The sequence below is a fragment of the Cobetia sp. 2AS genome (assembly GCF_029846355.1).
In the GTDB taxonomy this organism is placed as follows: Bacteria; Pseudomonadota; Gammaproteobacteria; order Pseudomonadales; family Halomonadaceae; genus Cobetia; species Cobetia amphilecti.
Window position 1 is genome coordinate 953,126 of record NZ_JARWKQ010000001.1, and the last position, 13,349, is coordinate 966,474.

Sequence of the window (13,349 nt, forward strand, 5' to 3'; positions counted from 1 at the left end):
GCCGGGCGCTTATTTTCTGTGCTCAGGGCTTAGCGCAGCACCTGCTGTCCCTCTGCCAGACGCTGACAGCATTCAATGATCTGCTCGCGGATCCAGCGATGCGCCGGGTCCTTCTGATAGCGGCGATGCCAGCTCAAGTGGAAGGGGAAGGAGGCAAAGGCGACCGGCGGTGCCACACGGGTGACGGCGAACTGGCGGCAGAAGTGCTGGCATAGCCCGGTGGGCAGGCTCGCGATCAGTGGCGAGCGCTCCAGCAGGGAGGGCACGGCCATGAAGTAGGTGACCGCCAGGGCTACCTCACGCTTGAGCCCCTGGCCCTCGAGCTGCTTGAAGATGCCGCTTTTCAGGCGGGTATGGGGCTGTACCAGCACATGGGCGTGGTGCTCGAAATCCGCCTTTGTCATGCGGCCTTCATCATCCAGACGCTCCAATAGCGGATGCCGGTTGCCGACCAGGCAGTCGATGCCTTCCGTGATCACTTCCCTGACCACCAGATTCTCGGGCGGATCGACCTGACGCCCGAAGGCGAGGTCCGTCGTGCCGCTCATCACGCCGGCTTCGCTCATGTCCTGCGAGAGGCGGCGTACCTGGAGGGTGATGCCCGGCGCCTGTTCACGCAGGATCGTCGCCAGTTGCGGCAGGATCAGCACCTCGAAGTAGTCGTTGGCGGCGATCTCGAAATGACGGCTTTCGGTGGTGTGGTCGAAGTGCCGCTCGCTGTTGATCAGGCCATCGAGGTCGGTCAGCGCCGCCTCGATGGTCGGGAACAGGTGGTCGGCCTTCTCGGTAGGACGCATGCGCTGGCGGTCGCGGATGAACAGCGGGTCATTGAACAGCTCGCGCAGCCTGGAGAGCGCCGCGCTCACCGAGGGTTGGCTCAGGTGCAGACGCTCGCCGGCGCGCGTGACGTTCTGCTCGAGATACAGCGCATGGAAGGTGCGCAGGAGGTTGAGGTCGTAGTTGAGCTTCATGATGACTACCAGAGCAGGCGGAGTGTCGCGGCTGCACTCGGGTGAGTGAGCACTATTTGTCTGGATGATAGCAGCTATCTGTACTATCGATTATCACGATGGCAAGTGCAGGCGGTAGGGTAGTGATCAGTGCACGACGAGTGATCCAAGCGACCCACAGGAGTGAGCCATGAGTGATGTGAAGCGGACGCAAGCCGAAGAGGAAAAGATCGTGCTGATCACCGGCGCCTCCAGTGGTATCGGTGAGGCCACCGCGCGCACGCTGGTGAAGGCCGGGCACAAGGTCGTCGCGACCGCCCGTCGCAAGGAGCGCCTCGATGCGCTGGTCGATGAACTGGGCAGCGACAAGGTGCTGGCGATTGCCGCCGATGCGACGGACTACGATCAGCTTGCCAAGGTCGTTGAGCAGGCCGTCGCCCAGCATGGCCGTCTGGATGTGGCGTTCGCCAATGCCGGTACCGGCGTCAGCCAGGCAGGCACCGAGAACGGCGATCCCGAGGAGTGGAAGCGAGTCATCGACATCAACATCAATGCGCTGCTGTGGACCGCCCACGCGACCCTGCCGCACCTGAGAGAGAGCAAGGGCCACTTCATCCTCACCAGTTCCGTGGCCGGCCGCGCCAACCATGCGGGCTCCATCTACAGCTCCAGCAAGTGGTTTGCCTACGGCTTCGGCCAGAACCTGGCGATGGAAATGGCCGAGTGGCAAGGCCGCTGCACCACCATTACCCCGGGCATGGTCAATACCGCCTTCTTCGACCAGCCCAAGCCGGACAAGCTGGACCCGCAGGATGTGGCGGATGCCGTACTCTACGCCATCAGTGCTTCTCCGCGTGCCAATATCCGCGAAGTGCATCTGATGCCGACCTATTGAGCCGGTTGCCGGCATGCGAGTTGGCGAGTGAATGGGTCGATGAGCATGCTGGTGCAAGATAACTATTTGTGTGTGCGATAGTGGCTATCCGGACTATCGATTATGACGATGGTGATGTGAGCAGTAAGCTTCATTCAACACAGGGCGAGCACCACTTGGTGACCATCACGTGGTGACCATCACGTCGCCGACATCTTTCGTGAAGTGACCGTTGCGGGCTATCCCGCACGTTGAGGAGAGCATCATGAGCAAGGTTCTGGTAGTAGTGACATCCCACGATACGCTGGGTGATACGGGCAAGAAGACAGGCTTCTGGCTGGAAGAGCTGGCGGCTCCCTACTACGTCATGAAGGACGCCGGCATCGAGGTGACGCTGGCCTCTCCCAAGGGCGGTCAGCCGCCGCTGGATCCGGCAAGCCAAGGCGAGGATTTCCAGACGGATGCCACGCGTCGCTTCGACAAGGACGCCGCTGCTCAGCAGGACCTCGCCACCACCGCCGTGCTGGCAGACATGAAGGTCGAAGACTTCGACGCCATCTTCTACCCGGGTGGCCACGGCCCGCTGTGGGATCTGACCAACGATGCGGATTCCATCCGTCTGATCGAGCAGTTCCATGCGGCTGGCAAGCCGGTCAGCTCCGTCTGTCACGCCCCGGCAGTGCTGTTGAACGCCCGCAAGCCTGACGGCACTCCCTTCGTGGACGGCGTGCGTGTCACCGGCTTCACCAATGGCGAAGAAGAAGGCGTTGGCCTTACCAATGTCGTGCCGTTCCTGGTCGAAGATGCCCTGCAGCAGAAAGGCGGCATCTATGAGAAGAAGGCCGATTTCACCTCCTTCGCGATTCAGGATGGCCTGATCATCACCGGTCAGAATCCGATGTCCTCCGAAGGTGTCGCTGAGCTGCTGATCGACAGCCTCAAGAAGTAGATCGGGCGAGTCAAGGCAGCATGAAAAACCCCGCGACCGGGTCACCGGTCGCGGGGTTTTCGTCTTTCAGGTGGCGGGTCTCATCTGCGCCCGCCTGGTTCAGTTGTTCTGAGACAGTCGCCTGATTCAGTAGAATGAGCCAGTAGAACAAGCCAGTCGCCATCAGCCATTCGAGGCTTTCGCTGCCCGCGCAAGCTGGGTCACGTAGGCATCGAGCACTTCCGGCATCGAGAGCGGTGTCGGGTTGGCCGCCGTGCCCATCGGGTCATTCTCCAGCAGGATGACCCTGTCGTTGCTGAAGGTGGGCAGGTCATTGTCCGTGAGGTGCTGGTTGAGGCGCTCAATCAGCGCCTGGCCACCATAGGTCAGGATGATATCGACGTCGGCCAGTTCCGCCAGTTGTTGCGGGGGCACTCGCCCGCCAATATTGCCGTCGCTGGCACTCGCCGTCACGAAGGACGGGGAGGTCAGCCCCAGCTCGGCAAGGAAGCGCCCCCGGGCATCGTTGTCGTTGTAGAAGGCGATCCGGGTCGGGTCTTCGGGGTCGATATAGCGCAGGGTGATGGCCGACTTGCCCTTGATCTCCGGATGGGTGGCGATGTTCTCGGCGACCTGGGCCTCGAGACGCTCGATCAGCGCTTCCCCTTCGGCGGCCATGCCCATGCCGGCACTGTCGAGGCGAATCATGTCGCGCCAGCTGGAAGACCAGCGCGGCCCCGGGCGCGCCACGACCGGCGCGATCTTGCTGAGCTTGGCGTAATCGTCTTCGCTCAATCCTGAATAGGCGGCGAGGATGACGTCCGGCTGGCTGGCGGCCACGGCATCGAAATCGAGGGTCTTGCCCTGATCGAACAGATTGGCCGAGTCGGCCCCCAGTGCTTCCAGGCGCGCCTTGACCCACGGCATCATGCCGTCGCCGTCATCATCCCCGAAGTCCTGACGGGGGAAGCCCACCGGCACCACGCCCAGTGCCAACGGCACTTCATGATTGGCCCAGGCGACGGTGGCGATACGTTGCGGCTTGTTCTCGATGACGGTAGTACCGAAGGCATGTTCGATCGTGAGCGGATACTGCGCCGTTGCCTCGGTGGAGGCGGCAGATGATCTGGCAGATGACGTGTGTGCAGTCGCTGACTCGTGTGCCTGTACGGCCGGCGTGAGACAGGCGGCCATGACGGTGGTCAGGCCGATGGCGCAGGAAAGTCGCGTGAGTCGCAAGGGAGACTCCTTGTGTGATCGGCTGGCGGCAGACGCCGCTGGCCAGAGACGAGGTGACAGCCCCTGGCGGGGAGGGGCTGTCATTGGGTAGGCAAGCGTTACGTGTGGAGACGAGTGCCCTGTCGGCAGGGCGGGCCCATGCTTAGAAGTCGTAGGTCATGCTCAGCAGCGCACTGCGCGGCGCGCCGTACAGGTACTGGCTGTAGAAGCCCTGCTGCGTGTAGTACTCCTCATCGAAGAGGTTGGACACGTTGAGCTGGGTGCTGAAGTTGTCATTGAAGCGATAGCGCGCCATGGCGTTGGCTAGGAAGACATCGCCCTGGCCGACCTTCTCGGTACCGGTGGGCGTGTCGGTATCCTTGTAGGTATCCCCCTGCCAGGTGCCACCAGCGCCCAGCGTCAGACGCGACCAGTCGCCGGGCAGCTGCCAGGTGGCGTAGACCTTGGCCTGCTGACGCGGATAGCTGGTATTGAGCTGGGTGCCATCGGAGTCCTCGGCGTCAACCAGTGCGTAGCTGGCGGAGAGATTGATGCCCGGCGCGACTTCACCGGCCACTTCCAGCTCGAAGCCTTCGACCACGGCGCCGTCGGACTCGGTGTAGGCCTGATCGGTGGTGCCGGCGACATAGACGCCTGGGATCTCGACGGCCAGATTGTCCTGCTCGCTGCGGAAGACGGCGAAGGACACGTCAGCGCGGTCCTCGAACAACGCCGCCTTCAGGCCCGCCTCATAGCTGGTGCCCTCGAGCGGGTCGAGCAGGGCGCCATCGGGGGCACGTTCGCTCTGGGTATTGAAGATCTGCGTGTAGCTGGTATAGGCGGTGAGGTTGTCGGTAATGTCGACGATCAGGCCGGCATAGGGCGTGAACTCGTCGTTGTATTCATAGCTGCGCTCGCCACGGTAGTCCTGGTCGATCTCCCAGTCGGTCAGGCGGGCGCCGATGATCAGGTGCACGGGGTCGGCCAGCGAAAAGCGCGTCACGGCGTAGAAACCGCTCTGCTCGGTTTCGGTGTCGTCGGTCAGGCCCCATTCGCCCCATTCCGGCTCGGCCAGCGCCGGGTCATCGCGATCGGTGAAGCTGCCCAGCGCCGGCACGGCGCTCGCCGGGGTGCGGCTCCAGATCTCGTACTCTTCCTTGAGCCGCATGTAGCCAAAGCCCAGCTGGTGCTCACGACCGAGCAGCTCGAAGGGGCCCTCGGCGCTCAGGTTCAGATTCTTCTGGGTGCGATCACCGCGATAGTCGACCAGATAGGAGGTCGTCGGTACCTGACGGTTGCTGTCGTAGTAGAGGATGCCGTTGTCACGATCCACATAGCCGCCACGGTAGTTGTAGGTCAGCCCGTAGTTGGCATCGCCATGACTGTAGGCGGCGGTCGCCTTCCAGCCGTTGGCGAAGTAGTGGGTCAGGTCGGCGAAACCGCGAGTGTTCTCGGTGAAGAAGTGCGCCCATTCGGTATTGTTGGCGACCGACTGGTCGAAGTCGGTGCGCGTGCCGTCGGTGTAGTAGAGCGGCACGCCCAGATAGGCGCCATCCTGGTCATAGCGCTGATACTCGACGCCGACGTTCAGCTCGGTGTCAGGCGTCAATTCGGCGGCGATCACCCCGTAGAGGGTCTCGCGGTCATTCTCGACATCATCCATGAAGCTGTCGGAGCGGTCCTTGGCGGCCACGAAGCGCACGCCGACCTTGCCGGCATCATCCAGTGGTGTGCTGACATCCACCACGCCACGCCGGCGGTCCCAGCTGCCGACGGCGCCTGTCACGCTGGCCGCGGCTTCGTCCAACGGCTTCTTGCGCACGAAGTTGACGGTGGCGGACGGGTCGCCGACGCCTGTCATCAGGCCTGTGGCCCCGCGGACCACCTCGACGCGATCATAGATGGCGGTGTCCCACTCGGCGTCGCCGAACGGCCAGAAGCTGCTGGTGTTGCTCTGTTGGCCATCGAACTGGAAATTGCGGATGGTATAGCCGCGCGACTGGAAGCTGGCGCGGGTACCGTCCAGGCGATTGGAGGACACGCCCGGCAGGCGGTTGATCGCCTCCGTGGTGCTGGTCAGCGCCTCATCATCCATCTGCTGGCGGGTCAGAAAGCTGACAGACTGCGGTGTCTCGCGCGGCGACAGGGTCAAGCCATTGGCGCTGGTGCTGGAGTCGACCGTATACGCCTGAGTCTCTTCCGTGGTGCCGCCTTGCGCCTCACCGACGATGGTCATCGCCTCAAGCGTGCGAGTCTCATCCGCGATAGCGGTGGCACTGAGCAGTGACGAGGTCGCGAGCGCAATGGAGAGGGCGAGTGGCGAGCGAGTGAAACCTGGACGGCGGAGTGAGTGAGCCAAGACTGCGTTCCCTAGTTGTTTATAATAATCATTATTATTTACCCGCTGGCGGCACTTTTGTTTTGCGAAATGCCAGACACGCTTTGCGGGATGCCAAGAATGAAAATTTCGGGGAACTTCATGAGCCCGGCGTGGTGCTATCGGGCGATGGGTCTGGTCATGCGGCAGGCCTGAGACAGCCGCCGGGCCTCTCATACAGGCCATGCATGTGGGCCACGCGCGCGCTCCACGCATTCAGGCCACGCACGCAAGCGACATACTGAAACGCCCCGCGACCGTTCATCCGGTCGCGGGGCGTTTCGTTTCAGATCTGTTGCTCTTTGTCTTGTGGTGCAGGGCGGCTGAGGGTTATGGATCAGGGGTTACGGATCAGAGGCTACGGATCAGAGGTTACGGTGCGCTCACTCGCGCTCGACCCACGCCTTCCAGCCGCCGTACTCGCTGATGTCCGTCATCGGCACGCCGCTGTCAGCGGACACCGAGCAGATGAAGCCTGCGACCCAGCGGCCATCTTCGAGTTCGATCTGGCCCAGTCCCAGCGGGAAGGGGATGCCGGCGAGGAAGCTGCCGACGCTGCCGATGGGCAGTGACCAGACCTCCAGCGCGATGCTGGTGCCGTCTTGCGGGGCGCGCAGCATGGCCGGTTTGGCGGGTGTCGCGTCGTCCAGTTGATAGAGGCGGTAGCTTGGCGCGCTGTGAGTGCGCGCGACCAGACGGGCATCGCGCTGGGTGAGCTGATGATTGAGCGGCATGCCGCTGAGGTGTGCGCCGCAGACGGCGATCTCGAGTCGGCCATTGGCCGCCGCGGGCAGCTGGCTTTCCGCGAGGCGCGCCTGAGGACGGGCGACGGCGCTGGCACCCAGCGGCAGCGCGAATTCGTGCTCGAGCAGGCGCGCGATGCTGAGCAGCTGCAGGTCTTCGAAGGCGGGCGCGAACAGCGTCACGCCCCCCGGCAGGCCCTGGCGGTTGAAGCCCACCGGCACGGCCAGCGCGCTCAGATCCAGCAGGTTCATGAAGTTGGTCCAGGTACCCAGCTCGGAATTGACCGCGATCGGCGCCTCGGCCAGCTCCACCTTGGTGGGAAGGCGCGGCGTGGTTGGCGCCAGCATCACGTCCACCTGCGCCAGCAGCGCCTCGGCCTGACGGCGGTATTCGGCCAGTTGATAGCGGGCGTCGAAGGCATCGACGGCCAGAGGCGTGGCACCGCCGAGGGTGATCTCGCGGGTCACCGGGTGCAGCGCCTCGGGGTTGCGCTCGATCAGCTCGCGCACCGCATGGTAGCGCTCCGCCACCCAGGGGCCTTCATACAGCAGGCGCGCGGCGGCCAGCAGCGGGCTGCAATCCAGCTCGACCAGCTCGGCCCCCAGCGCCTTGCACTGGCGCATCGCGGCTTCCATGTAGCCGCTGTAATCGCTGTCGGTATGCCACTGAGCTCGCGGCGGCACGCCGATGCGCAGGCCAGTCAGGTCGGGCAGCACGCCATAGGCCTGGCCGTGAACGCTGAAGTCATGCTCGCGCGCCCAGCGGTTGTCGGCATCGAACTGTGCGGTGACGGATAGCACCTTCGCGGCATCATCGCAGCCCAGCGCGAAGATGGAGATGGTATCCAGCGTCGCGCAGGCCGGTACCACACCACCTGCACTGAGCAGACCAAGTGTCGGCTTCACGCCGACCAGATTGTTGAAGCAGGCCGGAACCCGCCCGGAACCCGCCGTGTCAGTGCCCAGCGCGAAGCTGACCTGGCCCTGGGCGGTGACGACGGCGGAGCCACTGCTGGAGCCACCCGGCACATAGGCGGGGTCGAAGGCATTGGCCGGGGTGCCGTAGACCGGCAAGGCGCGTTCACCGACCAGCCCGGTGGCGAACTGGTCCAGATTGGTCTTGCCCATCGGAATCGCGCCTGCCGCGATCAGCTGCTTGACCACGAAGGCATCATCGCTCGGCGTGTAGGCAAAGTCCGGGCAACCGGCGGTGGTGGTCACGCCGGCGAGATCGATATTGTCCTTGATCGCGAAGGGAATGCCGTAGAGCGGCAGCGACTCAGGCGCCACGTCGTCCAGACGTGCCAGATAGGGTTCCAGCTGCTGTGCTGACAGGCGGGTGATCCAGGCGGCGTCGGTCTCGGCCTGCGCGGCCAGCAGCTCGTCCACCAGTTGGCGCGGCGTCATCTCACCGGCCTGATAGGCCTTGCTCAGCGCCGTGATGCTCAGGTTGAGCGGGGTATGGGTCATCATCACAGCGTCTCCTCGGAGGACAGGGTCGATTGGGCGTTGTCTGATGCGCTGGCATCAGCGGAATCCGTGGCTTCCAAGGCGGTCGACAGTACGATCAGCGGTTGGCCGGGGGCGACGCCGCTGCCTTCCTTGATCGGCAGGCGCACGACACGGCCAGCGGTGTGGGTGCGAATCTCGACTTCCATCTTCATCGACTCGACCAGCGCCACCACCTGGCCGGCCTCGACGTCATCGCCCTCGGCGACTTCCAGCTTCCACAGGCTGCCGGTGACCGGTGTCTCGATGCCCAGCTCGTCTTCACTCAGGCTGTCGGCTTCCTGCACCTCGTTGATCTGATCCTCGAAGGTGAACTGGCCGCGCGCATGCCAGTCGTCGATTTCCTGCTGGAAGGCGGCCTGGCGGCGCTCACGGAAGGCATCGGTCTCGGCCTGGTGTTCGGCGATCTGCGCCTGATAATCGGCGAGACGGAAGCGCGTCTTCTCGATCTTGAGGTCGTAACGCCCCTGCGGATGATCACGACGGATCTGCTCGAGCGCTGCATGGCTGACCGGATGGAAGCGCAGCTGATCGAACACGCGCAGTAGCCACGGGGTGGTGAAGTGTTCAGTGCGGCGATAGCGATTCCATATCTGCAGCGTGCGGCCGACGAACTGATAACCGCCCGGGCCTTCCATGCCATACACGCACAGATAGGCGCCGCCGATGCCCACCGAGTTCTCGGCGGTCCAGGTGCGTGCCGGGTTGTACTTGGTGGTCACCAGCCGCTGGCGCGGGTCCAGCGGCGTGGCCACCGGCGCGCCGAGATAGACATCGCCGAGGCCCATCACCAGATAGCGGGCGTTGAGCACTGTCTCGCGTACCGCCGCCTCATCGGCGAGGCCATTGATGCGGCGAATGAATTCCAGATTGCTCGGGCACCAGGGGGCATCCGGGCGCACCGAGCGCTGGTACTTGTCGATGGCCTGCTGACACGCCGGGTCATCCCAGGACAGCGGCAGGTGCACGGTGCGCGCCTCGATCTCGATGTCCTCGACATCCTTGAGCGCGACTTCGGCCTGTTCGAGATGCGCCATCAGCGTCTCGAGCGTCAGGCTGCGCGGGTCGTAATGCAGTTGCAGCGAGCGGATGCCCGGGGTCATCTCCATCAGGCCGGGCAGTGGGTGTTCCTTGAGCCACAGCATCCAGGCGTGGGCGCGGAAGCGCAGCGCGATATCCAGCTCCATCTGGCCGAACTCGATCAGCAGGAAGTCATCCCCTGCGCGGCGATAGACGATCTGCTCGCCGCCTTGCTCGGCACTGAGGCATTTGAGCACAGGTGAGTCATCGGGGCGCGGACGTTGCGCGGCGATGGCGCTCAGCATGGCGCCGCCGGTCTCCGCCAGGCGCTGTCCCAGAGTGTCGAGCTGGCCACTGGCGAGGGCGGCGATCACGGCGTCCTGCTGCACCTCGATGGTGCGGGCTTCCTCCAGAGTCAGCGCGACGAAGCGGATGCGATCGCCGGCGGCCAGCTGGCCCAGCTTCCAGCGCTCGGCACGCACCACGGTGGCTGGACACACGAAGCCGCCCAGCGACGGGCCGTCCGGACCGAGGATGACCGGCATGTCGCCGGTGAAGTCGATGGTACCGAAGGCGTAGGCGTTGTCGTGGATATTGGAGGGGTGAAGACCGGCCTCGCCGCCATCGGCGCGCGCCCACTGCGGACGCGGGCCGATCAGCCGTACGCCGGTGCGGCTGGAGTTGTAATGCACTTCCCAGCGGTGGCCGAAGAAGGTGCTGATGTCGTCTTCGGTGAAGAAGTCCGGCGCCCCATGTGGGCCATAGAGCACGCCGATCTGCCATTCGCGGCCTTGTGTCCTGTCTTGAGCGTTCCCGCCTTGTTCATCCGCGACCAAGCTCGCGCCCTGCGGGATCAGCGCCTCGGGCAGCCGGGTCAGGGCGGGCGGGTGGCACTCGGCGAGATCGGCCAGCGGCAGGGTGTCGCCACTGCGCAGCGCACGTCCGGCATGGCCGCCGAACTGGCCCAGGGTGAAGGTCGCGCGCGAGCCCAGATACTGCGGGCAGTCGATGCCGCCGGCGATCAGCAGATAGCTGCGTGCGCCAGCGGCGACCTTGCCCAGACTCAGGGTGCTGCCAGCGGCGATCTCATGCACCTGCCACAGAGCAAGCTCGCGAGTCGCGGCGTCAGCAGCGCCGTCTTGCGGTGCTGAAACGGACAGCGTGGCGGGCAGCGGTGCGCCGGCCAGTACCACGCGTGTGGCGCGGTGGAAGTGCAGCGTCGGGCCATTGAGGGTGATCTCGAGGCCTGCGGCATCGGCGGCGTTGCCCAGCAGCGCATTGCCGAGACGGAAGGCGTAGTCATCAAAGGGGCCGGAGGGCGGCACGCCCACATCCCAGTGGCCCAGACGACCCGGCATGTCCTGCACGGTGGTCAGAGTGCCGGGGACGAGCACCTCGAAGGTCGGCGCGGCCCACTCGAGGCCTTCCAGCCAGCGGGTGTAGATCTCGACATTGATAAAGCGCGGGTCCTCCAGCAGGTGCGACAGCCACTGGCGGTTGGTCTCGATGCCGTAGAGGCGAGAGGCCGCCAAGGCCTTGGAGAGATCGCCGCGCGCCTGCTCACGAGTCGGTGCATGCACCATCACCTTGGCCAGCATCGGGTCGAACCAGGCGGGGACCTCGAAGCCGGCCTCGATGGAGTGATCCACCCGCAGCTGGCTGTCGTCGGCGAGGGCGGCGGTCACGGCGTCATTGGCGAACTCCACCTCGGTGAGCAGTCCGCTGGAAGGGCGGAAGTCGTGCTGCGGATTCTCGGCATAGACACGTGCCTGCATGGCGTGGCCGCGGGGAGTCAGCGGCGCGACCAGCTCGCGCAGATTGCCCAGCTCACCGGCGCCCAACTTGAGCATCCAGGCGACGATATCCACGCCCCACACAAGCTCCGTGACACCGTGCTCGACCTGCAGGCGCGTATTGACCTCCAGGAAATAGAAGGCCTGACGCTCGGCGTCATAGATGAATTCGACGGTACCGGCGCTGCGGTAATTGACGGCTTCGCCCAAGCGGATGGCGGTGGCGATCATGTCTTCGCGAACGCGCTCGGGCAGGTTGGGTGCCGGGCATTCCTCGATGACCTTCTGGTGGCGGCGCTGACTGGAGCAGTCGCGCTCGCCCAGCGCGATCACCGTGCCTTCGCCATCACCGAACAGCTGCACTTCCAGGTGACGGGCGCGGGCGATGTACGCCTCGAGGAAGACGCCACCATCACCGAAGTTGCGCTCGCCCAGGCCCTTGACCGAATCGAAGGCGCGGCTGAGGGAGGCTTCGTCGTCACAGACCTGCATGCCGATGCCGCCGCCGCCGGCGGTGGACTTGAGCATCACCGGATAGCCGATACGGGCGGCCTCGCTCAGTGCGCCTTCGACGTCGTCGAGCAGGCCGGTGCCGGGCACCAGCGGTACGCCGGCATTCTCGGCGATGGTGCGCGCTTCGTGCTTGAGGCCGAAGGCGTGAATCTGTCCGACGGTCGGGCCGAGGAAGACCAGGCCGGCGGCGTCACAGGCCTGGATGAAGCGGGTGTTCTCGGACAGGAAACCATAGCCCGGGTGCACGGCCTGGGCGCCACTCTCGCGGGCGATGGCGATCAGCTTGTCGATATCGAGATAGGTCTCGGCGGCGGCACCTTCGCCGAGGCTGTAGGCTTCATCGGCCTCGCGCACGAAGGGGGATTCACGGTCGGCTTCTGCGTAGACGGCGACGCTCTGGACACCGAGGGCACGCAGCGTGCGCTGGATTCGGGTGGCGATGGCGCCACGGTTGGCAATCAGGACCTTGTGGAACATGACGGAGTCATCCTTCCGGCGGCGGGTCGTCCCGCCTTCAAACTGTAAGCTGCCGGTCGTCCGGTAGCCGGGCAGAGCCTTGGAGAGCTGACGAGTGATGCAAGAGAGATGACATCGTCAGGTGGGGCTCGGCCTATCTTGTCGTGTGCTTGTGTGACGGCGGCTCAACCTAGCGGCGAGTCGCTGATGCGGATGGCGACCGGTGTCGGGTCGTAGCCATTGCAGGGGTTGTTGAGCTGCGGGCAGTTGGAGAGCAGCACGTAGACGTCACGCTCGGCGACCATCTCGACGTACTTGCCCGGGCCGGACAGGCCGTCCTCGAAGCTCAGGCCGCCATCGGCGGTGACCGGCACGTTCATGAAGAAATTGATGTTGTGGCCGATGTCGCGCTTGGTCAGGTCGTACTTCGGGTAGCGGGCGATGGCCAGCATCCAGTTGTCGCGACAGGAGTGCATGTGGCGCTTCTCCAGGTCGTAACGCACGGTGTTGGACTCGCTGGAGCAGGCGCCGCCCAGGGTGTCATGCCGACCGCAGGTATCGCCGGTGATGGTCAGCAGTGCACGGCCACGCGTGGAATAGAGCACCGTGCCGGTGGTCAGGTAGACCTTGCCCTGCTCGCGCACGGTGTCCATCGCGCTGTAGCGCTCGGCGGTGTCGTCGGCTGAGAAGAACAGGGTGTCGGCGGCCTGATTGCCGTGCAGGTCGGTGATACGCAGGTGCTGGCCGGCGCGGACCAGGCCGATGAAGTGATCGCCGGCCTCGATGGTGCGCTCAAGCTCGCGCGGCTGCTGTGCGGGGTCGGCGTAGCTCAGCGGGGCACCGTCCGTCGCGGCCGGGGTGTGGGCATGTGGGTGTTCAAGTGTCGAGGTGCACATGGGGATGTCCTTTGTCCTTGTCATCTGGGGCGTCGTTTGCCACTAGCCAGTCGCCGTGGCGTCCGTCTGCTG

The 13,349-nt window shown here is 64.7% G+C and carries 8 protein-coding genes; 2 read left to right on the forward strand and 6 right to left on the reverse strand.

The window, feature by feature from the left end:
* Positions 1-29: 29 nt before the first annotated feature.
* A complete protein-coding gene (locus QD356_RS04040; RefSeq protein WP_192838067.1) occupies positions 30-971 on the reverse strand; it encodes a LysR substrate-binding domain-containing protein in 942 nt (313 codons plus the stop codon).
* A 169-nt stretch (positions 972-1,140) separates the two neighbouring features.
* Here QD356_RS04040 and QD356_RS04045 point away from each other — a divergent pair, with 169 nt between their 5' ends.
* The gene (locus tag QD356_RS04045; RefSeq protein ID WP_192838068.1) at positions 1,141-1,845 is read left to right on the forward strand and encodes an SDR family oxidoreductase; all 705 of its coding nucleotides are present in this window, start codon (positions 1,141-1,143) and stop codon (positions 1,843-1,845) included.
* A 244-nt stretch (positions 1,846-2,089) separates the two neighbouring features.
* Positions 2,090-2,773 carry a type 1 glutamine amidotransferase domain-containing protein gene (locus tag QD356_RS04050; RefSeq protein ID WP_054555908.1) on the forward strand — a complete coding sequence of 228 codons (684 nt, stop codon included), beginning with the start codon at positions 2,090-2,092 and terminating at the stop codon, positions 2,771-2,773.
* A gap of 162 nt (positions 2,774-2,935) precedes the next feature.
* Here QD356_RS04050 and QD356_RS04055 read toward each other — a convergent pair whose 3' ends face one another.
* The 5 genes from QD356_RS04055 to QD356_RS04075 form a co-directional block, all read right to left on the reverse strand.
* Positions 2,936-3,991 (reverse strand): ABC transporter substrate-binding protein, encoded by a 1,056-nt coding sequence (locus QD356_RS04055; RefSeq protein WP_225996402.1) that lies wholly within the window; start codon positions 3,989-3,991, stop codon positions 2,936-2,938.
* A 142-nt stretch (positions 3,992-4,133) separates the two neighbouring features.
* On the reverse strand, positions 4,134-6,329 hold the full coding sequence (locus QD356_RS04060; protein ID WP_192838069.1) for a TonB-dependent siderophore receptor: 2,196 nt from the start codon (positions 6,327-6,329) through the stop codon (positions 4,134-4,136).
* A gap of 401 nt (positions 6,330-6,730) precedes the next feature.
* On the reverse strand, positions 6,731-8,563 hold the full coding sequence (atzF, locus tag QD356_RS04065) for an allophanate hydrolase (RefSeq protein ID WP_225996403.1): 1,833 nt from the start codon (positions 8,561-8,563) through the stop codon (positions 6,731-6,733).
* Entirely contained in the window at positions 8,563-12,402 is a 3,840-nt protein-coding gene (gene uca / locus QD356_RS04070; protein WP_192838070.1) for an urea carboxylase, read from the reverse strand. Before uca ends, atzF begins: the two co-directional genes overlap by 1 nt.
* 164 nt (positions 12,403-12,566) lie before the next feature.
* Positions 12,567-13,277, reverse strand: coding sequence for an urea amidolyase associated protein UAAP2 (locus QD356_RS04075; RefSeq protein WP_192838071.1), 711 nt, complete (start codon positions 13,275-13,277; stop codon positions 12,567-12,569).
* Between the last annotated feature and the right edge of the window lie 72 nt (positions 13,278-13,349).